The 26,077-nt window shown below is 69.3% G+C and carries 26 protein-coding genes; 11 read left to right on the forward strand and 15 right to left on the reverse strand.

Annotation, left to right across the window (positions count from 1 at the left end):
- The first annotated feature begins 35 nt into the window (after positions 1 to 35).
- From F3S47_RS07565 to F3S47_RS07595, 7 genes are all read left to right on the forward strand, one after another.
- Positions 36 to 1,004 (forward strand): DUF3179 domain-containing protein, encoded by a 969-nt coding sequence (locus F3S47_RS07565; protein ID WP_150444636.1) that lies wholly within the window; start codon positions 36 to 38, stop codon positions 1,002 to 1,004.
- 80 nt (positions 1,005 to 1,084) lie between these two features.
- Positions 1,085 to 2,050: an XdhC family protein gene (locus F3S47_RS07570; protein WP_150444637.1), complete on the forward strand. Its 966-nt coding sequence runs from the start codon at positions 1,085 to 1,087 to the stop codon at positions 2,048 to 2,050.
- Positions 2,047 to 3,039 carry a molybdopterin-binding protein gene (locus F3S47_RS07575; RefSeq protein WP_150444638.1) on the forward strand — a complete coding sequence of 331 codons (993 nt, stop codon included), beginning with the start codon at positions 2,047 to 2,049 and terminating at the stop codon, positions 3,037 to 3,039. Before F3S47_RS07570 ends, F3S47_RS07575 begins: the two co-directional genes overlap by 4 nt.
- A 55-nt stretch (positions 3,040 to 3,094) precedes the next feature.
- Entirely contained in the window at positions 3,095 to 3,844 is a 750-nt protein-coding gene (locus tag F3S47_RS07580; RefSeq protein WP_150444639.1) for a dienelactone hydrolase family protein, read from the forward strand.
- Positions 3,845 to 3,923: 79 nt separating this feature from the next.
- A complete protein-coding gene (locus F3S47_RS07585; RefSeq protein WP_150444640.1) occupies positions 3,924 to 4,409 on the forward strand; it encodes a (2Fe-2S)-binding protein in 486 nt (161 codons plus the stop codon).
- A gap of 11 nt (positions 4,410 to 4,420) precedes the next feature.
- Complete coding sequence (locus tag F3S47_RS07590; protein WP_150444641.1) at positions 4,421 to 5,212, forward strand: FAD binding domain-containing protein; 792 nt, start codon at positions 4,421 to 4,423, stop codon at positions 5,210 to 5,212.
- A 135-nt stretch (positions 5,213 to 5,347) separates the two neighbouring features.
- Positions 5,348 to 7,486, forward strand: a complete 2,139-nt coding sequence (locus F3S47_RS07595) for an OmpA family protein (RefSeq protein WP_150444642.1) — start codon at positions 5,348 to 5,350, stop codon at positions 7,484 to 7,486.
- Positions 7,487 to 7,589: 103 nt separating this feature from the next.
- Here F3S47_RS07595 and infC read toward each other — a convergent pair whose 3' ends face one another.
- Entirely contained in the window at positions 7,590 to 8,171 is a 582-nt protein-coding gene (gene infC, locus F3S47_RS07600; protein ID WP_449768861.1) for a translation initiation factor IF-3, read from the reverse strand.
- 152 nt (positions 8,172 to 8,323) lie between these two features.
- Between infC and F3S47_RS07605 the strand changes: the two genes are divergently transcribed.
- Complete coding sequence (locus F3S47_RS07605) at positions 8,324 to 9,457, forward strand: hypothetical protein (protein WP_150444644.1); 1,134 nt, start codon at positions 8,324 to 8,326, stop codon at positions 9,455 to 9,457.
- Positions 9,458 to 9,526: 69 nt separating this feature from the next.
- Here the strand turns inward: F3S47_RS07605 and F3S47_RS07610 are convergent, their stop codons facing one another.
- The 6 genes from F3S47_RS07610 to cysG all read right to left on the reverse strand — a co-directional run bounded on the left by F3S47_RS07610 (position 9,527) and on the right by cysG (position 15,040).
- Positions 9,527 to 10,375, reverse strand: coding sequence for a ferredoxin--NADP reductase (locus tag F3S47_RS07610; protein ID WP_150444645.1), 849 nt, complete (start codon positions 10,373 to 10,375; stop codon positions 9,527 to 9,529).
- An 82-nt stretch (positions 10,376 to 10,457) separates the two neighbouring features.
- Positions 10,458 to 10,880, reverse strand: coding sequence for a DUF934 domain-containing protein (locus F3S47_RS07615; protein WP_150444646.1), 423 nt, complete (start codon positions 10,878 to 10,880; stop codon positions 10,458 to 10,460).
- Between the two features lie 46 nt (positions 10,881 to 10,926).
- A complete protein-coding gene (locus F3S47_RS07620) occupies positions 10,927 to 11,664 on the reverse strand; it encodes a phosphoadenylyl-sulfate reductase (protein WP_150444647.1) in 738 nt (245 codons plus the stop codon).
- Positions 11,654 to 13,333 carry a nitrite/sulfite reductase gene (locus F3S47_RS07625; RefSeq protein WP_150444648.1) on the reverse strand — a complete coding sequence of 560 codons (1,680 nt, stop codon included), beginning with the start codon at positions 13,331 to 13,333 and terminating at the stop codon, positions 11,654 to 11,656. Before F3S47_RS07625 ends, F3S47_RS07620 begins: the two co-directional genes overlap by 11 nt.
- A gap of 16 nt (positions 13,334 to 13,349) precedes the next feature.
- A complete protein-coding gene (locus F3S47_RS07630) occupies positions 13,350 to 13,649 on the reverse strand; it encodes a DUF2849 domain-containing protein (RefSeq protein WP_150444649.1) in 300 nt (99 codons plus the stop codon).
- Positions 13,646 to 15,040 (reverse strand): siroheme synthase CysG, encoded by a 1,395-nt coding sequence (gene cysG / locus F3S47_RS07635; RefSeq protein ID WP_150444650.1) that lies wholly within the window; start codon positions 15,038 to 15,040, stop codon positions 13,646 to 13,648. The genes F3S47_RS07630 and cysG overlap by 4 nt, the downstream gene beginning before the upstream one ends.
- 135 nt (positions 15,041 to 15,175) lie before the next feature.
- Here cysG and F3S47_RS07640 point away from each other — a divergent pair, with 135 nt between their 5' ends.
- Positions 15,176 to 15,637, forward strand: a complete 462-nt coding sequence (locus F3S47_RS07640; RefSeq protein ID WP_150445037.1) for an Lrp/AsnC family transcriptional regulator — start codon at positions 15,176 to 15,178, stop codon at positions 15,635 to 15,637.
- Positions 15,638 to 15,677: 40 nt separating this feature from the next.
- On the opposite strand, the gene gltA is transcribed toward F3S47_RS07640, so the two are convergent.
- Together gltA and gltX are read right to left on the reverse strand one after the other, a co-directional pair.
- Positions 15,678 to 16,973, reverse strand: coding sequence for a citrate synthase (gene gltA, locus F3S47_RS07645; RefSeq protein WP_150444651.1), 1,296 nt, complete (start codon positions 16,971 to 16,973; stop codon positions 15,678 to 15,680).
- Between the two features lie 94 nt (positions 16,974 to 17,067).
- On the reverse strand, positions 17,068 to 18,468 hold the full coding sequence (gltX, locus tag F3S47_RS07650; protein ID WP_150444652.1) for a glutamate--tRNA ligase: 1,401 nt from the start codon (positions 18,466 to 18,468) through the stop codon (positions 17,068 to 17,070).
- A 72-nt stretch (positions 18,469 to 18,540) separates the two neighbouring features.
- Here gltX and F3S47_RS07655 point away from each other — a divergent pair, with 72 nt between their 5' ends.
- Positions 18,541 to 20,601, forward strand: a complete 2,061-nt coding sequence (locus tag F3S47_RS07655) for a ComEC/Rec2 family competence protein (protein ID WP_150444653.1) — start codon at positions 18,541 to 18,543, stop codon at positions 20,599 to 20,601.
- Here the strand turns inward: F3S47_RS07655 and lexA are convergent.
- The 4 genes from lexA to trpC all read right to left on the reverse strand — a co-directional run bounded on the left by lexA (position 20,595) and on the right by trpC (position 23,830).
- Positions 20,595 to 21,284, reverse strand: coding sequence for a transcriptional repressor LexA (gene lexA / locus F3S47_RS07660; RefSeq protein ID WP_150444654.1), 690 nt, complete (start codon positions 21,282 to 21,284; stop codon positions 20,595 to 20,597). The two genes, F3S47_RS07655 and lexA, sit on opposite strands and share 7 nt — an antisense overlap.
- 93 nt (positions 21,285 to 21,377) lie before the next feature.
- Positions 21,378 to 22,547 (reverse strand): molybdopterin molybdotransferase MoeA, encoded by a 1,170-nt coding sequence (locus tag F3S47_RS07665; RefSeq protein ID WP_150444655.1) that lies wholly within the window; start codon positions 22,545 to 22,547, stop codon positions 21,378 to 21,380.
- The gene (moaC, locus tag F3S47_RS07670; RefSeq protein ID WP_150444656.1) at positions 22,544 to 23,017 is read right to left on the reverse strand and encodes a cyclic pyranopterin monophosphate synthase MoaC; all 474 of its coding nucleotides are present in this window, start codon (positions 23,015 to 23,017) and stop codon (positions 22,544 to 22,546) included. Before moaC ends, F3S47_RS07665 begins: the two co-directional genes overlap by 4 nt.
- Entirely contained in the window at positions 23,018 to 23,830 is an 813-nt protein-coding gene (gene trpC, locus F3S47_RS07675; protein ID WP_150444657.1) for an indole-3-glycerol phosphate synthase TrpC, read from the reverse strand. It lies immediately after the preceding gene.
- A gap of 64 nt (positions 23,831 to 23,894) precedes the next feature.
- On the opposite strand from trpC, the gene F3S47_RS07680 reads away from it, so the two are divergent.
- Entirely contained in the window at positions 23,895 to 24,449 is a 555-nt protein-coding gene (locus F3S47_RS07680; protein ID WP_150444658.1) for a DUF3592 domain-containing protein, read from the forward strand.
- On the opposite strand, the gene trpD is transcribed toward F3S47_RS07680, so the two are convergent.
- On the reverse strand, positions 24,436 to 25,449 hold the full coding sequence (gene trpD, locus F3S47_RS07685) for an anthranilate phosphoribosyltransferase (protein WP_150444659.1): 1,014 nt from the start codon (positions 25,447 to 25,449) through the stop codon (positions 24,436 to 24,438). The two genes, F3S47_RS07680 and trpD, sit on opposite strands and share 14 nt — an antisense overlap.
- Positions 25,446 to 26,027, reverse strand: coding sequence for an anthranilate synthase component II (locus F3S47_RS07690; protein WP_150444660.1), 582 nt, complete (start codon positions 26,025 to 26,027; stop codon positions 25,446 to 25,448). The genes trpD and F3S47_RS07690 overlap by 4 nt, the downstream gene beginning before the upstream one ends.
- Positions 26,028 to 26,077: the final 50 nt, after the last annotated feature.

The following is a 26,077-nucleotide window of genomic DNA, read 5'->3' on the forward strand; positions in this document are numbered from 1 at the left end:
ACGACGGGGCATCCTCGGTCCGAGGAGGAGCCGCCATGATCCGCGCTCTCGCCGCCCTGATTATCGCGCTTGCCGGGAGTGTCTCTGCCCAGCCCAGCCTTTGGCAGTCTGCCTGGCCCGACACCGATTTCTCGAAAACGACCGTCGAGGACTGGTCCGAGATCATTTCGGGCGGGCCGCCGAAGGACGGGATCCCGGCGCTCAGCGATCCCGACTTTCATGCCGTTTCCGACGAGCGCGGGCTCGAACCCAGGGAGCCGGTCATCGCTCTGGAACTGGAAGGCGCGACGCCCCGGGCCTACCCGATCCGCTATCTTATCTGGCATGAGATCGTGAACGACGAGGTGGCGGGCGTGCCGGTCGCCGTCACCTTCTGCCCGCTGTGCAACTCGGGCCTCACCTTCGACCGGCGGACCGAGGTCGGGGTGCTGGAGTTCGGCGTCTCGGGGAAGCTGCGGCATTCGGACATGATCATGTTCGACCGCGAAACCGAGAGCTGGTGGCAGCAGGCCATCGGCGAGGCCATCGTCGGCGAGTTGACGGGGACGCGATTGCAGGGGCTGCCCTCCTGGATGGAGAGCTGGCAGAGCTTCGCGGAGCGCAATCCCGGCGGTCTCGTGATGTCCGAGCCGACGGAACACCGGCGCCGCTACGGGGCGAACCCCTATGTCCGCTACGACAGCGCGGACCGGCCCTTTCTCTATTCCGGCGAGTCGCCGCCGCACGGCATCTCGCCGCTCGAGCGCGTCGTCCGGGTGGGCGACCGGGCCTGGCCGCTTTCGCGGCTCTCGGAGGAGGACCGGATCGAGGAGGCCGGAGTCGTCCTCTCCTGGTCGGAAGGCCAGGCCTCGGCGCTCGATACCCAGCGGATATCGGAGGGCCGCGACGTGGGCGACGTGCGGGTGCGGGACGGCACGGGGCAGGACCTGCCGCACGACGTGATGTTCGCCTTCGCCTTCCACGCCTTCTGGCCCGAGGGGCAGTGGATGCTGGCCAGGGACTAGGGACCCGGGCTGTTCTTCTGTCGGTCTTTTCGCCGGCGGGATGCGCGCCTAGGTTGAGGCGGCAGGCAGGAGGTCCCGCCATGACCCAAGACATTCCGGCTCTCGCGCTCGCCTGGCACCGGGACGGGCGAAAGGTCGCCCTCGCGACCGTGGTGGAGACCTGGGGCTCTGCCCCGAGGCCCGTGGGCTCGCAGCTCGCCATCGACGGTGAGGGCGCGATGGAGGGCTCCGTCTCGGGCGGCTGCGTCGAGGGCGCGGTCGTGGTCGAGGCGATGGAGGCGCTGGAGGACGGCAAGTCCCGGCTGCTTGAGTACGGCGTCTCGGACGACGAGGCCTTCGCCGTGGGGCTCGCCTGCGGCGGTCGCATCCGAGTGCTGGTGGAGCCCGTTGGCGGGGCCATGCCCGAGGACGTCCTCGCCGGGCTCGTGGAGGCGCGGGAGGCGCGCCGCCCGGTCGCCTACGTGACCGATCTGCGGGAGGGCGGCGCCCGGCTGGACGGGCCGGAGCCCTGGGCGGAGAGGTTTCGCGCCGACCGGTCCGGCGTGGAGCCGGACGAGCGGACCTTCGTCGCTGTCCACAACCCGCCGCTGAGAATGGTCGTCGTGGGGGCGGTCCACATCGCCCAGATGCTGCTGCCCATGGCGCGCGCCTGCGGCTACGACCCCGTCGTTGTCGACCCGCGCCCCGCCTTCGGGGCCGCGGCGCGGTTCCCCGGCGAGACCATCCTCGACCTCTGGCCGGACGAGGCGCTGGCCGCGCAGCAGCTCGACGCGCGGAGCTGCGTCGTGACCCTCACCCACGATCCGAAGCTCGACGACCCGGCGATCCGCGCGGCGCTGGACTCGGAGGTCTTCTACCTCGGTTGCCTCGGCTCGACCCGGACCCATGCGAAACGGCTGGAGCGGCTGAAGGCCGATGGGGTTGGCGAAGAGGCGCTCTCGCGCATTCACGCCCCCGTCGGCCTCGACATCGGCGCGCGGTCTCCCGCGGAGATCGCCCTGTCAATCATGGCCGAGGTCACCCGCGTGCTGCGGCAAGGCGCATGAGGTTCGGAGCGGTCCCTCTCGCAGAGGCCGAGGGCGCGGTACTCGCGCATTCGCTCCGGGCGGGAGAGCTGCGGATCGGCAAGGGCACGCGGCTCGGCCCCGCCGACATCGCGGCGCTGCGCGGCGCGGGCGTGGGCGAGGTCACCGTCGCGAGGCTTGAGCTCGACGACGTCGACGAGAACTCCGCCGCAGCCCGGCTGGCCCGCGCGCTGGTGGGCGAAGGCCAGGGGCTGAAGCTCACCGAGGCGGCGACGGGACGAGTGAACGTCCATGCCTCCGGGCCGGGACTCGCCCGGATCGACGCGGGGCGGATCGCGGCGGTCAACGCCGTCGACCCGATGGTGACGGTCGCGACGGTGCCGGAGTGGCAGCGCTGCACCGAAGGCACCATGATCGCCACGATCAAGATCATCTCCTACGCCGTGCCGGAAGAGGCGCTCGGCAAGGCCTGCCGGGCGGGGCAGGGTGCCATCGGCCATGTCTCTCCCAGGCTCTCGACCGCGGCGCTGATCGAGACCGAGACCGGGCGGCCGGCGAGCGACAAGGGCGCGCGGGCGACGCAGGAGCGGCTCTCGCGCCTCGGCGTCGCCATGAGCGAGCCCCTCCGCGTTCCACACGAGGTCGCGCCACTGGCCGATGCGCTGAAGGACTGCAGCGAGGACCTGCTGCTCATCCTCACAGGGTCCGCCACCTCCGACAGCCACGACACCGCGCCCGAGGCGTTGCGCCGCGCCGGGGGCGAGGTGATCCGCTTCGGGATGCCCGTGGACCCGGGCAACCTGCTCTTCCTCGGGCGGCTCGGGGCGCGGCCGGTGATCGGCCTGCCGGGCTGCGCGCGCTCTCCCGCGCTCAACGGCGCGGACTGGGTGCTGGAGCGCGTGATCTGTGGCCTGCCCGTGGGCGCGGAGGACATCGCCGCCATGGGCGTGGGCGGGCTCCTGAAGGAGATCCCATCGCGCCCACGGCCCCGTGATCACCGAAAGGGCTGACCCTGGGTCGCTCGGCGCTATCTGCCGCCGAAAGCCACCAACAGGGAGACCCACCATGCGCCTTGCCACCACGACCGCCGTCCTCGCCCTCTGCGCCGCGGGCGCGCAGGCCCAGATCACGGGCGAGAGCCACAGCTACACGATCGACGGGACCGAGTTCGAAGGCTACGTCGCCCGCAACTCCGACCTCGAAGAGAGCCGCGGCACTGTCCTCATCGTTCACGACTGGGACGGGCTTACCGACTACGAGCGCCGCCGGGCCGACATGCTGGCCGCCGCAGGCTACACCGCCTTCGCCATCGACGTCTACGGCGCCGATACCGACCCGCAGGGGATGGAGGACTACCAGCGCCTCTCGGGCGAGATGTACCAGGATCGCGAGACCTTCCGCGCGCGCCTGCTGGGCGCGGTCGAGGAGGCGGGCTCCATCGAGGGCGCGCCCGCCGAGATGGTGATGATCGGATACTGCTTCGGCGGTGCCGCGGTGCTCGAGGCCGCGCGCGCGGGGGCCGAGACCCAGGGCTTCGTCAGCTTCCACGGCGGGCTCGGGACCCCCGAGGGCCAGACCTGGGAGGCCGCGACCGGGCCGATCCAATTCTACCACGGTACCGCCGATCCGGTCTCCGGACCGGATGCGCTGGCCGCCACCCTGACCGAGCTGCAGGAGGCGGGGATCGACCACGAGGCGCAGATCTTCGGCGGCGCCCGGCATTCCTTCACTGTCTGGGGATCGGACGACTACATGCTCGAGGCCGACACCGAGAGCTGGGACGGGCTGCTCGACTTCCTCGACGCGACCTTCTGAGGCAATGCCAGATCGGGCCTTCTCTTTCCGGTCCCCGACTGCTTAAGGTCGGGCCAAAGACTGGAAAGGGGAGGCGTGAATGGCGCGCGTCAGCATGACCGTGAATGGCGAGCAGGTCTCCGGCGAGATCGAAGGCCGGACCCTGCTCGTCGACTTTCTGCGCGGGACGCTGGGGCTGACCGGCACCCACGTCGGCTGCGATACCTCGCAATGCGGCGCCTGCCTCGTCCACGTCGAGGACGCGCCGGTGAAGGCCTGCAGCATGTTCGCGGCCGAGGCCGAGGGACTCCGGGTCACCACGATCGAGGGCGTGGCGGGTGCGGACGGCACTCTCTCGCCGGTCCAGAAGGCCTTCCAGGATTACCACGGGCTCCAGTGCGGTTTCTGCACGCCGGGCATGGTCATGGCCGCGACCTCGCTGCTGGAGGAGAATCCGAAACCCACCGAGGCCGAGGTGCGCCAGTACCTCGAGGGAAATCTGTGCCGCTGCACGGGATACCACAACATCGTCCGCGCGGTCATGGCCGCGAGCGGGCAGGACGTCGGCACCGTCGCGGCGGACTGAGGAGAGCGGTCATGTACGAATTCGAGTTCGCCCGCCCGACGACGCTGGCCGAGGCCAAGGCGGCCCTTGCGGAAGAGGACGCCCAGGCGCTCGCGGGCGGTCAGACGCTGATCCCCTCGCTCAAGGCGCGTCTCGCGATGCCCTCGACCTTGGTCAGCCTGTCCGGGATCCCCGAGATCAAGGGCGTCTGCATCGACGACGAAGGCCGGGTCTGCATCGGCGGCGGGACGACCCATGCGACCGTGGCGCGCGAGGCGGCGGCGCACTACCCGGCGCTCGCCTCCCTGGCGGGCCGGATCGGCGACCCGGCGGTGCGCAGCCGCGGCACGATCGGCGGCTCGCTCGCCAACAACGATCCCTCGGCCTGTTACCCGCCCGCGGCGCTCGGATCGGGCGCTCTGATCATCACCGACAGTCGCGAGATCGCGGCCGACGACTTCTTCGCCGGCATGTTCGAAACGGCGCTGGAGGAAGGCGAGATCATCACAGAGGTCCGCTTTCCGGTGCCGGAGCGGGCGCGCTACGAGAAGTTCGCCCAGCCCGCCTCGCGATTCCCGCTCGTGGCGGTGTTCGCGGCGAAATACGCGGACGGCGCGCGGGTGGCGGTGACAGGCGCATCCGAGGAGGGGGTCTTCCGCTGGACCGCCGCGGAAGAGGCGCTCTCGTCCGACTGGTCGGTCGAGGCGGTCGAGGAACTCAAGGCGGAGGCCGACGGGATGATCGGCGATATCCATGCCTCGCCCGAGTACCGGGCACATCTCATTGGCGTCATGACCCGTCGCGCGGTTGCCGCGACGCTCTGAGGTCTCCTCACGCGACATGACAGTTTCGGCGGAGGCCCGCTCGTGGCCTCGCGTCACCGGGAACGGCTCGGGCCAGGCGACGTTTGCTCGCCAGAGACGGCCCCGGTTCATCGGGGCCCGAGGAAGGAGTACCCGATGAGCCGAACGCCTATCCGTACGACAACGGCGCTTGCCCTGAGCCTCGCCTTCGGCGCGACGCCGCTTTGGGCGCAGACCGACGACACGCTGCCTGCTTGTGCCCCCGATATCGAACTGCCCTGCGTGGACGCGGAGGGGACGTTGATCGAGACGCCGGAAGCGCTCGACGCCCTTCTCGGCGGCCAGGACGGTACCGCGCCGCTGGCGCCCGAGGCCGGAGAGGCCGAGGAGCCGCAGGCCGAGGACGGCCTCGACGAGCCGCCGCCGGTCGACGAGGCCGATGCGCCGGAGGCCGAAGCTGGTGCCGAGGCCGAAGCTGGTGCCGAGGCCGAAGCTGAGCCGGCGCCGGAGACCGGCGAAGAGCCGGCCCCCGAGGCCGAGGCCCCCGCGGAGGAGAGCTCCGACGATGTGACCGAGGAGCCGGTCGAAGAGCCCGCGCCCGAGGCCGAACCGACCGAAGAGCCTGCGCCCGAGGCTGAGGCTGCGCCCGAGGCAGAACCGACCGAAGAGCCTGCGCCCGAGGCAGAGGCCGCGCCCGAGCCCGCTCCGGAAGAGGCCCCGGCCCCCGAGGAGGTCGAGGAGCCCGTGCAGGAGGCCCCGCCCGAAGCCGCCGAGAGCGAGGTGACCGACGCGGAGCCGGCTCCGGAAACGGATACGACGACGGAAACCGACGCCGCGCCGGAAACGGACACGGCTCCGGAATCGGATGCCGACACGAGCTCGGACACCTCTCCGGAAGCTGACGCCAACGCGAATGCGGAAACGGACACCACTCCGGAAGCCGATGCCGACGCGAGCGCGGAAACGGACGCTGCTCCGGAAGCGGACACGGAGGCAGAAGCCGACACCGAGACGACCACGGAGAGCGATCCGGAAACGGACTCGGCTCAGGACGACGTGCCGGACGCCAGTGAAGGCACCGAGGTCGGTGAAGACCAGGAACCCTCGGCGCCGACCGATGCCGAGGAGGCGGACAGTGCCTCGCCCGAAACCGACGGCTCCGACGACGGCACGACCTCCATCGACGAGGAAACCTCGGCCCTGACCTCCGCGCCCTCCGACGACGAGGAAGGCGGATCGGCCATCGATGAGGAGACTAGCGCCGACGCCAGCATCGCCGCCGACGCCAGTGAGGACGAGGGCGAAGTGACCGTCGAGACGGTGACCGAGGAAGATGTGCGCAGCTCCGACGAGGACTTCGCGACGGGCGTCCTCAGCCAGACCGAGGAAGGCGCCTCCGACGACGACGACGAGGGTGGCCTCAGCGACTTCGAGCGCAGCGTTCTGCTGGGGCTCGGCGCGGTTGCGGTCGGCTCGCTGCTCGACAACGGCGGCGAGGTCGTCAGCAACACCGGCGACCGGATCATCGTGGAGCGCAACGGCGAGTACCAGGTGCTGCGCGACGACACGGTTCTGCTGCGTCAGCCCGGCACCGAGGTGCGGACCCAGAGCTTCGACGACGGCTCTTCGCGCACGACGGTGACGCGTCCCGACGGCACGCAGATCATCACGATCCGCGCGGCTGATGGCCGTGCCCTGCGCCGCGTCCGCGTCCTGCCGGACGGCACGCGCATCCTGCTGTTCGACGACACGCTCGACGTCGATCCGGTCGAGGTTTCGGCCCTGCCGGCCGCGCCGCAGCAGGAAGAGGCGAACGTCGACACCAGCGACGAGGAAGCCCTGCGTGCGGCGCTCGCCGCGGAGCAGGCGGCGGACGTGAACCGCACCTTCTCGCTCTCGCAGATCCGGCAGATCGAGGAAGTCCGGGCGCTCGCGCCGCGGGTCGATCTGAACCAGATCAACTTCGCGACCGACTCCGCCGCGATCTCTCCGGCCGAAGCCGAGGAAGCCACGGCCCTGGGCCGCGCGATCGCGCAGACCATCGAGGAGAACCCCGACGCGGTGTTCCTCGTCGAGGGTCACACGGACGCCGTGGGCGACGCGACCTACAACCTCGCGCTGTCGGACCGTCGCGCGGAAAGCCTCGCGCTCGTGCTGACGGAGTACTTCGACGTGCCGCCGGAGAACCTGGTGATCCAGGGTTACGGTGAGAGCGATCTGCTGGTGGAGACGGAAGACTCCGAGCGGGCGAACCGCCGGGCGACCGTCCGCAACATCACCCCGCTCCTGCGCTGAACGAAAAAGGGTCGCGGCGGATAGACCGCCGCGACCCGCCTCCGAAGACGAGAAAAGCCCCGGCATCGACCGGGGCTCGTTCGTCTCTCGCGCTGCGTTCGCGTTACTTGGTCGGGCCGATCATCATGACCATCTGGCGGCCTTCCATCTTCGGCATGTTCTCGACCTTGCCGATTTCGCTCACGTCCTCGGCCACGCGTTCGAGCAATTCCCGACCGAGATTCTGGTGCGCCATTTCGCGACCGCGGAAACGGAGGGTGACCTTGACCTTGTCGCCCTTCTCCAGAAACTTCATGACGTTCTTCATCTTCACGTCATAGTCGTGAGTGTCGGTGTTGGGGCGGAATTTCACCTCCTTCACCTCGATGGTCTTCTGCTTTTTCTTCGCCTCGCTCTCGCGCTTCTGCTGCTCGTACTTGAACTTGCCGAAGTCCATGATCTTGCAGACGGGCGGCGTGGCGTTGGGGGAAATCTCGACGAGATCCAGTCCGGCCTCCTCGGCGATCTGCATGCCCCGGGCGGGACTTACGACGCCGATGTTTTCCCCCTCGGGGCCGATCAGGCGGATCTCAGGGGCCCGGACGCGGTCGTTGACGCGGGGGCCTGTGTCGCGCGTGGGTGGCGCGTTGTGCGGTCTGCGGGCTATGGCGCGTGTCCTTTCGGTTGTTCGCGATGTGGATGACAGAGGTTAGGGCCGGGCAGGGGCCGATTCAACCGTAAATGCGCTAATTTCGGGCATTCGAACGGGCTTGCGCCTTCCGTTGGAGCCGTCGTTCTGTCAGATATGCGCCAAAGGCGCCCGAACGGCGCCGAAATCAGTCTGGAAGGGAATTCGAGATGAGAGCGATCCTTATTATCGTGGTCGTCGCCGTCGTGGGGTACTTTGGCTTTCAGTTCATCGCGAACGACCGCACGCCGGTCGAGGTGCTGAGCGGCACCGAGGCCGCGGTGGAGACCGAGGCCGCCGAAGCCGAAGCCGAGCTCGAAGAGACGGCCGAGGAAGCCGAGGAGGTTCCCGAGGCCGTGAGTGAGGAGGCCGCCGACGCCGGTGAGGCTGTCGAGGAGGGCGCCGAAGAGGCCGCCGCCGCGACCGAGGAAGCGGCTGAAGAGACGGGCGAGGCCATTTCGGACACCGCCGATGCTGCCGAAGAAGGCGCCGAGGAGGCTGCCGCCGAGACCGCCGAGGCCGCCGAAGAGACCGGCGACGCGATCGCGGATACGGCCGATGCAGCTGAGGCGGAAGCCGAAGACGCCGCTGCCGAGGTCGCCGAGACCGCGGAAGAGGCCGAGGCCGCTGCCGAGGATGCGGCTGCCGAGACCGCCGAAGCCGCCGGTGACGCGGCCGAGGCCACGGAAGACGCGGCCGAAGCCACCGGGGACGCCGCGGCCGATGCAGCGGACGCCACCGCCGAGGCGGCGGGTGACCTGGCCGAAGAGGCGGAAGAGACCGCCGGTGAGGCAGCGACCGCCGTGGGCGAGGCAGCAGAGACGGTCGCGGATACCGCCGAGACTGCCGTCGAAAATGCCGCCGAAGCGGCGAGCGATCTCGGCGAGGACGCGCGCGAGGTGGCCGAAGATACCCTGACCGCCACCGAAGACGCGGCAGAGGCGACCGCGGAGACCGCCGGCGAGGCTGCGGAGGCGACCGAGGAGGCCGTCGAGGACGCCGCCGCGGCGACCGCCGAGACCACCGCCGATGTCGCCGAGGCTGCCGATCCGGTGACCGAAGAGGCGAGCGCGGAGGTTCTGGAGCTTGCCGGGGCCGTGGAGATGAGCGTCGAGGAACTGCGCGAGCTCTTCACCGTCGAGGGCTTCGACGGCGACCAGGTGACCGAGGTCATCGAGGCCTCCGATCTCTCCGACGTGCAGAAGCAGTCGCTCAGCACCGCCGTGGGCTCGGTCGAGGAGAACGAGGACGGGCTCGAGGCGCTAATCCAGCGGCTGCGCGAGTCGCTCGGCATCCAAGGCTGATCGCAACACACCGGAAACGAGAAGGGCCGCCCCGAGGGGCGGCCCTTTTGCGTTGAAGCCGTGGCTGGGTCAGCCGACGAAGGCTTTCTCGATCACGAACTCGGCGGGCTCGGAATTGGCGCCCTCGTGCAGGCCCGCGCCTTCGAGCAGGGCCTTGATGTCGTGGTTGAACTCCAGGGAGCCGCAGACCATGGCGCGGTCGACCGCCGGGTCGAGCGGCGGCAGGCCGAGGTCGGACTGAACCTCTCCGGACTCCAGCAGCGTGGTGATGCGGCCCATCTTCGGGCTCTCCTCGCGGGTGGTCGTCGGGTAGTAGCGCAGCTTGTCGAGGCCGTCGCCCAGAAGCTCCTGCATGAGCTCGTCCTGGCGCAGGCCCTCGATCATCTCGCGGGAATAGGTGAGCTCGGCCACCTCGCGGCAGGTGTGGGTGACGATGATCTCGTCGAAGCGCTCGTAGGTTTCCGGATCGCGGATGATCGAGGCGAAGGGCGCGAAGCCGGTGCCCGTGGCGAAGAGCCAGAGTCGCTTCCCGGGCAGCAGGGCATCATGGACGAGAGTGCCCACCGGCTTGGGCCGCAGGATGATCTGGTCCCCCTCCTCGATGTGCTGGAGGCGGGAGGTTAGCGGGCCGTCGGGCACCTTGATCGAGTAGAACTCGAGCTCGTCGTCCCAGGAGGGCGAGGCGATGGAATAGGCGCGCAGCAGCGGCTTCTGCCGGCCGGTCGCCGGGTCGGGATCGCCCATGAGGCCGATCATCACGAACTCGCCCGACCGGAAGCGCAGGCTCTGCGGCCGGGTCACGCGGAAGCGGAACAGCCGGTCGGTGTAGTGCTGCACCTCCGTGACGGTCTGCGCGTCGGGCAGGGTGGGCACGGGGCGGACGGTTGCGGTGTCGGTCAAGGGTCTCTGCTCTGTCATTCCTGTCACGGGGCCGGCCTTGGCGGCGCCCCCCTTCTAATTGGTGTTCCGGTCGAGGTGAAGGCGGCCGGGCCGCGGCGGATCAGCGCCCGCCGCGCAACCGCGCCTGGTAGTCGTTGGCCTGCCAGTCGGCGCGCCTCAGCCAGTGCTCCTCGGGCTGGCGGGTGGCCAGGTCCTCGGAGATCTCGACCTCGTCGAAACCCGACCGGCGCGCCATGGCGTACTGGTCGGCGATGACATGGCCCCTGGCCCTCAGGCGGCCGGAATAGCCCTTGCGCCGCAGGTGGGCGGCCAGGGTGAACCCCCGCCCGTCGGAGAAGGACGGAAAGTCGATCCGCACCATCCCCGCCGCCTGCGCGCGGGCAGAGAGCGTCTCCGGGTCGGCGTCGGAGGGCACGTCGAGCCCCGCTCCGGGGCCGGCCTCCGCCGTCTCGTCGTCCCAGGCCACCATGGGGCCCGTCCAGTCGTCGGAGCCAAAGCCCCCGTCGGTCACGATCACGCTCATCCTTGAGCCTCCTTCATCTGGCCCCATGCGCCCTTGCCGCGCGGGCTCAGGCGGCTTCCGGTTTGGGGCCGCGGACGATCTTGCCGTCCACGAAATGGATCCCGCATTCATCCTTGTCCTGGCCGCGCCAGCGGCCGGCGCGCGGGTCTTCGCCCTCTTCCACCTTGCTGGTGCAGGGCAGGCAGCCGATCGAGGGATAACCGCGGCTGACCAGCGGGTGGCGGGGCAGGCGGTTCTCGGTGATGTAGTCCTGCACGTCCTCGCTCGTCCAGTGGGCGAGCGGGTTCACCTTGATCCGGCCCGTGGCCTCTTCGGCCTCGAAGAACTGCAGGTCTTGCCGGCTGGAGCCCTGGTAGCGCTTGCGGCCGGTGATCCAGCCGTCGAAGCCCTCCAGCGCGCGCTGCAGCGGGACCGTCTTGCGCAGGGCGCAGCAAGCGTCGGGGTTCGACTTGTGCAGGTCCCCCCGCGGATCCTCGGCCAGCGTATCGGCCAGCCGCGCCCTGACGATGCGCAGGTCGGAGAGGTTGAGCTTCACCGCGAGCTCGGACTGGTAGGTCAACGTCTCGGGAAAGAGCATCTCGGTGTCGATGAAGAGCACCGGCACCCGCCGGTCGATGACCGAGACGAGGTGCAAAAGCGCGACCGACTCCGCCCCGAAGGAGGAGACGAGGGCGATATCGCCCACGTCGGGATCGGTCAGCGCCCGCTCGAGGACCGCCGTGGCGCCGTGGTGGCGGTAGCGGTCGTTGAGATCGGAGACGCGGGAGCTCAGATCAAGCGGCATCGGCTCTCTCCTTCTCGGCCGTCTCGGGATAGAGGGCGGCTTTGAAGGGGGCGGGCCCGAGCCGCCTGTAGGACTGGATGAAGGTCTCCGAGTCGCTTTCGCGCAGGTCGAGGTAGGCCAGGATCAGCCGCTCGATCGCGGGGACGATCTGGTCGGCGGAAAAGCCGGGGCCCGCGCGCTCGCCGATGGAGGCGGACTCGGTCCCGTCGCCGCCGAGCGTGATCTGGTAGTTCTCCACGCCCGCGCGGTCGAGCCCGAGGATGCCGATGTGGCCCACGTGGTGGTGCCCGCAGGCATTGATGCAGCCCGAGATCTTGATCTTCAGGTGACCGACCTCGTGCTCGATCTTGAGCTCGTCCACGCGCTCGGCGATCTCCTGGGCGATCGGGATCGAGCGGGCGGTCGCCAGTGCGCAGTAGTCCATGCCGGGGCAGGCGATGATGTCCGAGGCCAGCCCGACGTTCGCCGTGCCGAGCCCGGCCTCCTTCAGCGCCGCGTGGACGCGGGGCAGGTCGGACTTGTGGACATGCGGCAGGATCACGTTCTGCTCGTGGCTGATCCGGATCTCGGAATGGCCGAGCTCCTCGGCCAGGTCCGCCATCAGGCGCATCTGGTCGGCGGAGGCGTCGCCCGGCGTCTTGCCATGGGCCTTGAGCGAGATCGTGACGATGCCGTAGCCCGGCACCGCGTGTTCGGCCACGTTGGTGTCGGACCAGGCGCGGAAGACGGGGTCGTTGGTATAGGCGCTCTCGAAGCCACCGAGGCTGCGCTCGGGCAGGGAGGGCCTGGCGAAGGCCGCCTCGAGCCCCGCGAGCACCTCCTGGTCGACGCCGGAGAAGCCGGGACGGATCTCGGTGAAGCGGTCCTCCACCAGGCGGCGGATCTCCTCGATGCCGTGCTCGTGGACCGTGATCTTTATGCGCGCCTTGAACTTGTTGTCGCGGCGGCCCAGCAGGTTCCAGACCGAGACGATGGCCTCGACGTAGGGCAGCAGGTCCTCGCGCGGCAGGAACTCCCGGATGACCTTGCCGATCATCGGGGTGCGGCCGAGGCCACCGCCGACGATCACCTCGAAGCCCTCCTCGCCGGCCTCGTTGCGGACCATGCGCAGGCCGATGTCATGGGCCTTGGTCACGGCGCGGTCGTTGGGCGAGCCAGTGATGGCGATCTTGAACTTGCGCGGCAAGAACTGGAATTCCGGGTGGTCGGTCGACCACTGGCGCAGCAATTCGGCCACCGGGCGCGGATCGGCGATCTCGTCCGCGGCAGCGCCGGCGAAGTGGTCGGCGGTAACGTTGCGGATCGTATTGCCGGAGGTCTGGATCGCATGCATCTCGACGTCGGCGAGCGCGTCGAGAATGTCGGGCACGTCCTTCAGCTTTGGCCAGTTGAACTGGATGTTCTGGCGCGTGGTGAAGTGGCCATAGCCCTTGTCCCAGCGCTCGGCGATCATGGCGAGCTGGCGCATCTGGTGCGGGGCGAGCGTGCCGTAGGGGATCGCCACCCGGAGCATGTAGGCGTGCAGCTGCAGGTAGAGCCCGTTCATCAGGCGCAGCGGCTTGAACTCGTCCTCGGTGAGCGAGCCGTCGATGCGGCGTTCCACCTGGGCGCGGAACTGGCTGACGCGTTCGCGGACGAAGGCCTCGTCGAATTCGGAATAGCTGTACATGGTCTCTCCTTCCGGCTCAGGCCGTGGCCTGCTTGCCGTGGGGATAATTCGAGGGGCCGCGGGTGCGGAAATCCTCGCGGAAGTGCGTAGGCTCGGGGCCGTTCAGGCCGGCCTTCGCGTCGGCGAGATAGACACCCACGACGACCGAGGGCTGCGACTGGCCGAAGAGCAGGCGCATCTGGGCGTGCGCCTCGTCCTCGATGAGCTCGGCCTCCGACATCTCCCGCGTCCAGCGGTCGTCCTCGGTGAGCCAGACGGCGTCGCCCTCGATCAGGGCGTTGCCGGTCACGACTTTCGGGGTGAACTTGCGGCTCATAGCGCGATCTCCCGTTGGATGTCCTGCGCCACCTCGGCGGCGCGCCGCGGCGCGAGTCCGAAGAGGATGATGGCCGGGCCGGAGAGGCCGGCGCCGGTGAGAGTGGGTTCAAGCTCCGCCAGGGTGGTGGCGAGCGTGCGCTGGTCGGGGCGCGAGGCATTCTCGACCACGGTGACCGGGGTCGCCGGATCGGCGCCGTGCATCAGCAGGCGGCCCTGGACGAAACGCGCGGAGCGCTTGCCCATGTAGATCGCGGCGACTTCTCCCGGGCCCGCGAGCGAGCGCCAGTCCTGCTCGGCGAAGCCCTTCATGTCGTGGCCCGTGAGGACGCGGACCGAGGAGTTGCGCTCCCGCTTGGTGAGGCTCTGGCCGATGCCCGCCACGGCGGCGGAGGCGGCGGTGATGCCCGGAACGATGGACCAGGTGACATTGGCGGCGTCGCAGGCTTCGATCTCCTCGTCGAGGCGGCCGAAGACCGTCGGGTCGCCGGACTTGAGCCGCACGACGTGATGACCGGCCCCGGCGTGCTCCACGATCAGGCGGTTGATCTCCTCCTGGCTCATGGACTTGCCGAAACCCTCCTTCCCGGCGTCGACCAACACGGCCTCTCGGCGGGCAAGCTCCAGCACCTCCTTCGTGACGAGACGGTCGTGGATCACGACCTCGGCCCGGTCGAGCGCCTTGCGGGCCTTGAGCGTCAGCAGGTCGGGGTCTCCCGGACCGGCGCCGACGAACTCCACGAAGCCTTCGCGCGCATCGCGGTTAAGGTGCGTGTCGAGAAGGCTGCGCAGGGCGGGCTCCACCGCCTCTTCGCCGTCTTCCAGGGCGCGGGGGCCGGCGTCGAAGTAGTAATCCGCCCAGAAGTCGCGCCGCTTCTCGCCGAAGGGCAGGGCCTCGGCGGCGTGGCGGAAGGCCTTGCCGATCCGGGCCAGCAGGCCGAGGCGGGCGGGCAGGCGCTCTTCCAGGTCGCGCTTGATGGCGCGGGCGAGCACGGGGGCCGCGCCCTCGGTTCCGATGGCGACGGTCACCGGATCGCGGTCCACGATGGCCGGCGTGATGAACTGGCTGTCTCCGAGATTGTCCACGATGTTAACCAGCGCCCCGTCCGCACGGGCAAGCGCCGCGACGCGCTGATCCTCGGCGTCCTCGTCGTTGGCGGCGTAGAACAGCGCGGCGCAGAGCGCGTCGCCCGGACCCAGCGCCCGGTGGACGAGCGTGAGGCGCCCCTCTGCCGCCCAGGTGATGACCTGGCTTTCCGGCTCGGCGGAAAAGACGGTGACATGCGCCTCGGTCTTGAGGATCAGCCGCAGCTTTGCCACCGCGCATTCGCCACCGCCCGAGACCACCACACGGCGGCCCGCGAGATTCATGAAGATGGGAAAATGCTGCATGGACGACTCCCGTGGCTTGACCCCCGATATAGAACATCGTCCTGCTTTGTGCCCATTGCCTGTGTCTAATAAGGACGTATGTTCCAAACTCGATCTCAGGAGGAACGCATGTCCAGCACCGAGCGCGAGAAAGAAATCTCCGTCCGTATCGACGAGACTGACCGGAAAATCCTTTCGGAATTGCAAACCGATGCGGGGCGATCCCTCGATGAAATCGCCAAGGCGGTGGGGTCTTCGAAGACGCCCGTCTGGAATCGCATCCGGAAAATGCGGGAGGCCGGCATCATCGGTCCGCCGACCGTCGTGCCGGATGCCGAGGCGCTGGGGTTCGAGGCCACCTTCTTCGTGCTGATCCGCACCTCGGAGCACGAGGCGGACTGGCAGCGCCGGTTCCTCGCCGCGCTACAGGCCCGCCCCGAGGTGCAGGAGGCACACCGGCTGGCAGGCGATATCGACTATATCCTGAAGGTGCGGGTAAAGAACGCGCGCGCCTACGACGTCTTCTACCAGGCGCTGATCTCGGAGGTGCGCGTCTACAACGTCACGGCGCTGCTCTCCATGGAAGAGCTGAAGTCGACACGCGCCCTGCCGTTGTGAGGGATACGGGGCGCATGTAGCGCCCCGCGTCGTCCGTGTCTCAGCGGTTGTCGATGCTGACGTAGTCGCGTGCGGTCTCGCCCAGGTAGAGCTGGCGCGGGCGACCGATCTTGAGCTGCGGATCTGCGAGCTGCTCTTTCCACTGGCTGACCCAGCCGACGGTGCGGCTGAGCGCGAAGATCGGGGTGAACATCGCGGTGGGGAAGCCCATCGCCTCGAGGATGATGCCCGAGTAGAAATCGACGTTCGGGAAGAGCTTCTTCTCGACGAAGTAGTCGTCCTCGAGCGCCTGCTTCTCCAGCTCCTTGGCGGTCTGCAGGAGCGGGTTGTTCTCGATCCCGAGGAGCTCCAGCACCTCGTCGGCGCTCTCCTTCATGACCTTCGCGCGCGGGTCGAAGTTCTTGTAGACCCGGTGGCCGAAGCCCATCAGGCGGAACGGATCGTTCTTGTCCTTCGCGCGCTCGATGTATTCCGGGATCTGGTCGGGAGTGCCGATCTCCTTGAGCATTTCCAGGCAGGCCTGGTTGGCGCCGCCGTGCGCCGGGCCCCAGAGACAGGCGATGCCCGCCGCGATGCAGGCGAAGGGGTTCGCGCCGGAAGAGGATGCGAGCCGGACCGTGGAGGTCGAGGCATTCTGCTCGTGGTCGGCGTGCAGCATGAAGATCCGATCCATGGCGCGGGACAGGATCGGGTTCACCTTGTACTCCGCCGCCGGGACCGAGAAGCACATGTGCAGGAAATTCTCGGCGTAAGTCAGGTCGTTGCGCGGATAGACGAAGGGCTGTCCCACCGAGTACTTGTAGGCCCAGGCGGCGATCGTCGGCATCTTGGCGATCAGCCGGATCGAGGCGACCTCGCGCTGCCAGGGATCGTTGATGTCGGTGCTATCGTGGTAGAAGGCCGCCATGGCGCCAACCACGCCGACCATGATCGCCATGGGGTGCGCGTCGCGGCGGAAACCGCGGAAGAAGTAGACCATCTGCTCGTGCAGCATGGTGTGATGCGTCACCCGGTCCTCGAAATCCGCGAGCTGCGCGGCGGAGGGCAGCTCGCCGTAGAGCAGCAGGTAGCAGACCTCGAGGTAGTGCGACTGGCTGGCGAGTTGGTCGATCGGGTAGCCCCGGTGCAGCAGCTCGCCCTTCTGGCCGTCGATGAAGGTGATCGTGCTGTCGCAGGAGGCGGTCGAGGTGAAGCCCGGATCGTAGGTGAAGACACCGGCCTGGCCGTAGAGCTTGCGGATGTCGAGAACATCCGGGCCGGCGGTGGGCGAATGGATCGGCAGGTCGAAGTCCTGCCCGTCTATCGTGAGTTTCGCTGTCCGGTTGTCGTCGGCCATGGGTCGTCCCCTTACGCAAGGCGCCGTCCGGGCTGGCCGGCCGGCAGGTTAGTCCGGTCCCGAACCGCTATCGTCCGTTGGTGACGATTTGGTTTCAGGCGGAAATGTCGTTCAGTCGGGCGATGGTTTCCTCGCGCCCGAGAACCAGCATCATGTCGAAGACCGATGGAGAGACCGCGCGCCCGGCGAGCACCGCCCGGAGCGGCCCCGCGAGCTTGCCGAGGCCCAGCCCGTGTTCCTCGGCCTTGGCCTTCACGAGGCTCTCCAGATCCTCTCGCGTCCAGCTAGCAGTTCGCATCTGCGGCGTCAATTCAGACAGTATACCGTTGGATACCGGGTCCAGCTGCTTCGCCGCCTTCTCGTCCGGAACGATCGGGCGATCTGTCAGGACGAAGTGAGCCTTTTCAAGCAGTTCCGGGAATGTCTTCGCGCGATCCTTCAGGCAGTACATCGCCCGTTCCATGCCCTCCCGCTGGGTATCGGTGAGGAGGTTGTCCCCTACCGCGGCAAGGTAGCCCTCGAGTTCTTGCAGCAGTGCAGCATCCTCCGCCGCGGCGATGTGCTGGCCGCAGAGGTTCTCCAGTTTCTTGAAGTCGAAGCGGGCCGGAGACTTGCCGATCCCCTTGAGGTCGAACCAGGCCTTCGCCTCCTCGTCGGTGAAGAACTCGGCGTCGCCGTGGCTCCAGCCGAGGCGCGTCAGGTAGTTGCGCATGCCGGCGGCGGGGTAGCCCATCGCGCGGTACTCGGCCGCGCCGGTGGCGCCGTGCCGCTTGGACAGCTTCTTGCCGTCGGGGCCGAAGATCAGCGGGATATGCGCCATGACCGGCACCTCCCAGCCCATGGCGCGGTAGATCAGTGATTGGCGGATGGCGTTGGCCATGTGGTCGTCGCCGCGGATGACATGGGTCACGCCCATGTCGTGATCGTCGACCACCACGGCGAGCATGTAGACCGGCGAGCCATCCGAGCGCAGGAGGACAAGGTCGTCGATCTGGTCATTTTTCCAGGTGGTTGTGCCCTGCACTTCATCCTCGACGCTGGTCTCGCCCTCGAGCGGAACCTTCAGCCGGACGACATAGGGGGCGTCGGGATGCTGCTCCTCGGGCACCTCGCGCCAGGGCGAGCGGAAGAGCGTCGAGCGTCCCTCCGTCTTGGCCTGCTCGCGGAAGGTCTCGATTTCCTCCTGGGTGGAAAAGCACTTGAATGCCCGGCCCTTGGCCAGCAGCTCGCGGGCCACCTCGGCATGACGCTCGGCGCCCGCCGCCTGGCTCACCGGCTCGCCGTCCCAGTCGAGGCCGAGCCAGGTCAGGCCGTCGAGAATGGCCTGGCGGTTCTCGTCGGTGGAGCGCGCCTTGTCGGTGTCCTCGATCCGCAGGAGGAACTTGCCGCCGCGCCCCCTGGCGTAAAGCCAGTTGAAGAGCGCCGTCCGCGCCCCGCCGATGTGAAGGGCGCCCGTGGGAGAGGGCGCGAAGCGGGTGACGACGGTGTCGGACATGGAGGCGTTTACCTTTCTCTAACCGGGGCGTGCGAGTGAAGCGGGGATACTTCCGCGAGGGTTGGAGGACAAGTGTTCGCCCAGGGCCGATTGGCCGAGGCGCTGCAGGCCCGGAGGGGGCAGCTCTTTCTCTGGGCGCCGGTTCTCCTTGGGCTCGGCATCGGCCTCTATTTCGCGCTGCGGTGGGAGCCGGAGACGCCGCATTACCTGGGGCTCGGCCTCGGCGTGGCCCTTGGCGTTTTGGGCTCGCGGAGTGGCAGCGCGGCGCTTGTCTTGCCGGCGGCCGGTGTGGGCCTTGTCGCGGCGGGACTGCTCCTCGCGGGAGCCCGGGCGCACCTCGTGGCGGAGCCGGTCCTCGGGTTCCGCTACTACGGCCCGGTCGAGGGCCGGATCGTCGAGATCGACCGGTCCGCCTCCGATGCCGTCCGCCTGACGCTCGACCGGGTTGTGCTGGAGCGGATGTCGCCCGCGAGGACGCCCGCGCGCGTGCGGGTCTCTCTGCACGGACGGCAGGACTGGATCGTGCCGCGGCCGGGGCAGACCGTCGTGCTGACGGGGCATCTCTCGCCGCCCTCGGGCCCGGTGGAGCCGGGCGGCTTCGACTTCCGGCGCATGGCCTGGTTCGACCGCCTCGGCGCGGTGGGCTACACGCGGACGCCGGTCCTCCTGCTCGAACCCGCACGCGGCGGCGCGGAGCTCTGGATGGCCCGGCAGCGCATGGCGCTCTCTGTCGCTGTCCGCGAAAGGATCGGGGGTGAGGCCGGCGCCTTCGCCGCGGCCGTCTCGACCGGGGACCGTTCCGCCATGCCTGCCGGGACGCTGGACGCGCTCCGCTCTGCGAACCTCGCGCATCTCCTGGCCATCTCGGGCCTTCACATGGGGCTACTCACAGGCTTCGTCTTCGCCCTGGTCCGCTACGGGCTCGCTCTGTGGCCCTGGCTCGCGCTGCGGCTGGACACCAAGAAGATCGGCGCGGCGGCGGCCCTCGCGGCGGGGGCGGCCTACCTCGCGCTCTCGGGGGGCAACGTGGCGACCGAGAGGGCCTTCATCATGGTCGGCGTGATGCTGGTCGCTGTGCTGGCCGACCGGCGCGCGGTCACGCTCCGATCGGTTGCCGTTGCGGCGGTCGTCGTCCTGGTGAGGCGGCCGGAAGAGCTGACGGGCCCCGGTTTCCAAATGTCCTTCGCAGCGACGACGGCGCTGGTCGCTGTCTTCGCAGCACTGCGGGGGCGGACCTTCGGACCCAGGGTCCTGAGGGCCGTGGCGGCTGTCGTGCTGTCCTCCTTCGTGGCGGGGCTGGCGACCGCGCCCATCGCGGCGGCGCATTTCAACCAGATCTCGCACTACGGGCTGGTCGCCAACGTGCTGAGCGTGCCGGTCATGGGCAGCGTGGTCATGCCGGGCGCTGTTCTGGCCGCCTGCCTGGCGCCCGTGGGGCTCGAGGGCGCGGGGCTCTGGGCGATGGAGGCCGGCCTCGCCTGGATCCTGCGGGTGGCGCACACGGTCTCCGGCTGGGATGGCGCGCTGAGCCATGTGCCGACGCCGGGGCCGGCGGTCCTGCCGCTGCTGGCCATCGGCGGGCTCTGGGTCGCTCTGGCGCGAGGGCCGGGGAGGATCGCCGGGGCGCTCCCGCTTACGGCGGCTTTCGGTCTCTGGGCCGCGGCAGAGCGGCCGGCCCTCCTGATTGCAGAGGGCGGTGGTCTGGTCGGCGTCATGACCGCGGAGGGCAGGGGCCTCAGCAAGCCGCGCGGAGATGGCTTCGCCGCCGGGGTCTGGCTGGAGAACGACGGCACGCCGGTCGCGCAGGAGATCGCTTACGACCGGGGCGTGACGAAAGGCGCCATCGCCTCCGCCGGGCCGGTCTCGGTGATCCATGTCACGGGGAAGCGGGCGCTTGAGGGCCTCGCCGGATGCGGCGGCGCGGGAATCGTGGTGACGAATGTCGAGTCCGGGACCGAGCGGCCCTGCCTCGTGCTGGACGTGAGCCGCCTGCGCGAAACGGGATCGGTGGCAGGATACGCCGATGAGGGGCGGTTGGTCCTGCGTTCGGCCTCGGAGCTGACCGGAGCGCGGCTCTGGACCCGGGGTGCGGCAGCGCAGGCGCTGCCGGCACTCCCCGCTGAAGGTCAGTAGCTCCGGATCAGGCCCACGAGCCGGCCCTGCACCTTGACCTGGTCGGCCGGCAGGACGCGCGTCGCGTAGGCCGGGTTCGCGGCTTCGAGGGCGATCGCACCGTTCTGGCGGCGGAAGCGCTTGAGCGTTGCTTCCTGGTCCTCGACCAGGGCCACGACGACATCGCCATCGTCGGCCGTCGCGGTTTCCCGGATGACGACGACATCGCCGTCGTTGATGCCGATGCCGGTCATCGAGTCGCCGCGGACCTCGAGAGCATAGTGCTGGCCGCGACCGAGCATGGACTGCGGGACGCTGACGCGCCCGGCCTCCTCCGAGATCGCGGCGATGGGCACACCGGCGGCGATGCGGCCCATGATCGGAAGATCGCTGGCCCCGCTCCCCTCGACTGCCGAAGCGGAGGGGGGCGGCGGCGCATCGGGACGCCCACCCTCGATCACCGAGGGTTCGAACCCGCGGGCCTGCATGGCCTCAGGCAGCTTGACGATTTCGAGCGCCCGGGCGCGGTGGGCGAGGCGGCGGACGAAGCCGCGTTCCTCGAGCGCCGTGATCAGACGATGGATGCCGGACTTCGACCGGAGGTCGAGCGCCTCTTTCATCTCGTCGAAGCTCGGCGGGACGCCGTCGCGCTGGATGCGTTTGTGAATGAATTCAAGCAGGTCGAGCTGTTTGCGAGTCAGCATGCCACGCTGTCCTTATCAGGTGCGACCGGGCGCACGGTTGCCCCGTGTTCTACGGATGTTCCCGTTTTGTGTCAACCCGTTCCGCGATGGGCCTCAGATCGTGACGTAGTCGACCGTCTCGCCCTGCTTACGCGGCGGGTCTCCGGGCGGCCGCACGATCAGGGCTCCGCTCTCGGCCAGGACTGAGAGCAGGGCGCTGTCCTGGCTGCCGGCGGGGGTCAGGCCGTCGGGGCCGAGGCTGGCCCGCATGTAGTGCTCGCGCGGGCCGTTGGCCGGCAGGCTCGCAGCCAGGCGGGCGGTTCCGCGCGGAAGTGGCTGCGCGGGCAGGCCGAGGCTCGCGTGGATCATCGGGCGCAGGAAGATCGCGCCGCAAACCATTGCCGACACCGGGTTTCCGGGGAGTCCGACCACGGCCTGCCGGCCCAACCGACCCGCCATGAGCGGTTTTCCTGGCCGCATGGCCACCTTGTAGAAGGACCGTTCCATGCCGAGCCGTTCGGCGACCGGTCCGACAAGATCGTGGTCGCCAACCGAGGCCCCGCCGATCGTGACGAGCAGGTCCGCGTCCTCGGCCAGGCCGAAGGCCGTCTCGAGCGAGTTCGCGTCGTCGCGGGCGATGGGCAGCAGCCGAGGCTCGGCCCCGGCCGCGGTGAGCAGCGCGTGCAGGCCGTAACTGTTGGAGGCGACGATCTGGTCCGGCCCCGGATCCTCGCCGGGCTGGACGAGTTCGTCACCGGTCGGGAGAAGCGCCACTACGGGACGGCGGGCGACGTGGACGCGGGGCAGGTTCATCGCGGCGAGCAGGGCGATGTCGCCGGGCCGGAGCCAGCGCGGCGAGAGCTCGTCCCCTGCCTTGAAGTCGGCGCCCAAGGGCCTGACGTGAAAAGAAGTCCCGTAGTCCCCGGTGACCGTCAGGACACCCTTCTCGACCTGCGCGTCCTCTTGGATCAGCACCCGGTCCGCGCCCTCCGGCATGGGGGCACCGGTGAAGATGCGCACGGCTTGTCCGGGGCCGCAGGGCCCGGCGAAACGCCGCCCCGCCGCCGCCTCTCCGATCACGGTCAGGCGGGCGCCCGGCGCGAGGTCGGCGTCGCGGAGGGCATAGCCGTCCATGGCGGAGGCGGAGAACGGGGGCTGCGTGCGCGAGGCGACGGCGGGTCCGGGCATGTAGCGACCCGCGGCCTCGACGAGAGGAACCTCCTCGGTCCCGGTCGGCCGCACGAGCGCGAAGAGGGCGTCGAGCGCCTCGGCGACCGTGATCATCGCTCGTAGCGCCCCGACTTGCCGCCTTCCTTGAGAGTGACGCGTATCTCCCCGATTTCCATGTCTTTCTGCACGGCCTTGAGCATGTCGTAGACGGTCAGCGCGGCCGTGCTCACCGCCGTCAGGGCCTCCATCTCGACGCCGGTCCGGCCGGTGGTGCGGACCGTGGCGCGAATGCGGATGCCGGGCAGGGCGCGGTCGGGGTCGAGGTCGAGGGCGACCTTGGAAAGCGGCAAGGGGTGACAGAGCGGGACGAGGTCCGAGGTCTTCTTGGCCCCCTGGATACCGGCGATGCGGGCGATGCCGAGAACGTCGCCCTTCTTGGCGTCGCCGGCCTCGACGATGGCAAGGGTCTCTGCGCTCATCCGCACGACGCCCTCGGCGATGGCCGTCCGGGCGGTTTCGTCCTTGTCCGAGACGTCCACCATGTGGGCCTGGCCCGAGGCGTCGAAATGCGTGAGCTTCGCCATCTAGAGCCCTGCAGGCATGAGAGGATTGGCGAGGATGTCGCGCGTCGCGGCGGCGACGTCGGACTGGCGCATGAGGCTCTCGCCGATCAGGAAGCAGCGCGCGCCGTATCGGGCGAGCTCCGAGAGGTCATCGGGGGAGGAAAGGCCGCTTTCGGCGACCATGATCCGGTCGGGCGGGACCAGCCGCGACAGCTGGCGGGTCACGTCGAGGGAGGTCTCGAAGCTGTGCAGATCGCGGTTGTTGATGCCGAGAAGGGGGCTCTGCAGCTTTTCGGCGCGCTCGAGTTCCGCGGTGTCGTGGACCTCGATCAGCACGTCCATGCCCCAGGACAGCGCCGCCGCCTCCAGCTCCTCGGCCTGCGCATCGGAGACGGAGGCCATGATGATGAGCACGCAGTCGGCACCGAGGGCCCGGGCCTCGCTCACCTGCCAGGTATCGTAGAGAAAGTCCTTGCGGAGGACCGGCAGATCGCAGGCGGCGCGGGCCTCGACGAGGTAGTCGTCGGCGCCCTGGAAGGAGGGCCCGTCGGTGAGTACGGAGAGGCATGTGGCCCCGCCCTCGGCATAGGCGCGGGCCAGCTCCGGCGGGTCGAAATCCTCCCTAATCAGGCCCTTGGAGGGCGAGGCTTTCTTGATCTCGGCGATGAGACCATAGCCGGTCTTCGAGGCCTGGATCAGGGCTTCGGCGAAGCCGCGGGGCGGCGAGGCGGCGCGCGCCGCGGCCTCGATATCGCCGATGGGCTTGTCGACCTTGCGGGTCGCGACCTCCTCCAGCTTGTAGGCCTTGATGCGGTCGAGAATGGTGTCGGACATGTCTGCTCCAGCGCTCTGAACATCGTCTTGACACGGGGGGAAGCGCTCCGCAACGCTGCGGCGCATGGCCGAGGGAGAGAGCAGCACGTCACGGCAGCTGACACGGGCGCAGGGCCTGCGTCTCGGCATCGCCATCGTGATCGCTGGCCTTCTCTTCGCAACGGTGGTTCCGCTGCTCAACATGCGGTGGGCGGCCGACCTGAACGCGGTCGGCGAAGCCGTCGAGGGGCAGCTGCTCGACTCGGAGGCCCGCTCGCCCTCGGGCAGCACCAGCTTTTCCTATTTCGTGAGCTACCACTACGCTGCGGCCGAGCAGAGGTGGTGCCAGGGCGGCACGCCGATCCCCGAGGGCATCGACCCGCCGGAGCGCTGTACCGAGGAGCAGTGGGTCGAGGTGAACGAGCCCACTTTCGAGGCCATCCGGGACGCCGCCTTCGAGAGCGAGGAGTCGCAGCCCATCGCCCTTCGCGTGGAACCCTCCGATCCGGGTCGAAGCCATCCGGTCGCCGTGCCCCGGATCGCGCTCTTCGTCCGCTGGGGGATCTACATCGCGCTCGCGGGCGCCCTCGTGACCTGGGTCGCCTGGAAGTACGCGCCGGAGCGCGTCAGCCGGAGGTAACCTTCGCCAGCGTTTCGACCGCGCGGAGCGCCGCGCCGCTGTCGATGCTTTCCTTCGCCATGCGGGCCCCGTCCAGCAGCGTGCCGGCCTTGTCGGCGACGACGAGCGCGGCGGCGGCGTTCAGCACCACGGCGTCGCGGTAGGCGCCGCCTTCGCCGGAGAGCAGGGCGCGCAGGGCCTTGCCGTTCTCCTCGGGCGTGCCGCCCAGTATCTCGCGGAAGGGATGGACCGAGAGCCCGGCGTCCTCGGGGTGAATCTCGCGCGAGCGGATCCGGCCGTTCTCCAGCGCGGCGACGGAGGTGGGACCGGAGATCGAGATCTCGTCGGTGCCGTCGGCGCCGTGGACCAGCCAGGCCTTCTCGGCCCCGAGTTCCTGCAGGGTCTCGGCCATCGGGAAAATCAGGTCGATGGCGAAAGCGCCGGTGAGCTGGCGCTTCACCCCGGCCGGATTCGTAAGCGGGCCCAGGATGTTGAAGATCGTCTTGCAGCCGAGCTCCTGGCGGACGGGCATGACGTGCTTCATCGCCGGATGGTGCATGGGCGCCATCATGAAGCCGATGCCCGCCTCGACGATCCCCTGTTCCACGACCTCGGGGCCGACCATGACGTCGATCCCGAGCTGGCCCAGCGCGTCGGCCGCTCCGGACTTGGACGAGAGGTTGCGGTTGCCGTGCTTGGCGACCGGCACGCCGGCGCCCGCCACGACGAAGGCCGCGCCGGTGGAGATGTTGAGCGTGCCCATCCCGTCGCCGCCGGTGCCGACGATGTCCATCGCGCCCTCGGGGGCCGTCACCTTGAGGCACCGCTCGCGCATGGCGGCGGCAGCGGCGGCATACTCGGCCACGGACTCGCCACGAGCGCGCATCGACATGAGCAGGCCCGCGATCTGCGCAGGGGTCGCCTGGCCCTCGAAGAGGATGCCGAAGGCCTCCTCGGCCTGGGCGCGCGAGAGAGGCCCCTCGGAGGCGGCGTAGATCAGGGGCTTCATCGCGTCGCTCATGCCGGTACCGCCGTGGTCTCGAGGAAGGTTCGCAGGATCTGGTGGCCGTGCTCCGAGGCGATGCTCTCGGGGTGGAACTGCACCCCGTGGATCGGCAGCTCGCGGTGCGAGAGGCCCATGATGGTGCCGTCCGTCAGCGCCGCGGTGACCTCGAGGCTATCGGGCAGGCTCTCCCGTTCGACCACGAGCGAGTGGTAGCGCGTGGCCTTGAAGGGCGAGGGTAGGCCCGCGAAGACACCCCGGCCGTCGTGGTGCACCTCGCCCATCTTGCCGTGTACGATTTCGTGGCAGCGGACGACGCGTCCGCCGAAGGCCTGGCCGATGGTCTGGTGACCCAGGCAGACGCCGAGCAGCGGCGTTCCGGTCTCTGCGGCGGCCTTGGTGAGTTCGAGGCAGATGCCCGCCTGGTCGGGGTCGCAGGGACCGGGCGAGAGCACGATGCCCTGCGGTTTCATCCCCAGCGCATCCTGCACGTCGAGCGCGTCGTTGCGGCGGACGACGACCTCGGCCCCGAGCTCGCCGAGGAAGTGAACGAGATTGTAGGTGAAGCTGTCGTAGTTATCGATGAGCAGGAGCATGTCGGCCGGGGCTCCGATTGACCGGGGCACTGGCCCCATTGCGGGAAAAC

Origin of the sequence: Histidinibacterium aquaticum, assembly GCF_008710275.1 — a bacterium.
In the GTDB taxonomy this organism is placed as follows: Bacteria; Pseudomonadota; Alphaproteobacteria; order Rhodobacterales; family Rhodobacteraceae; genus Oceanicola; species Oceanicola aquaticus.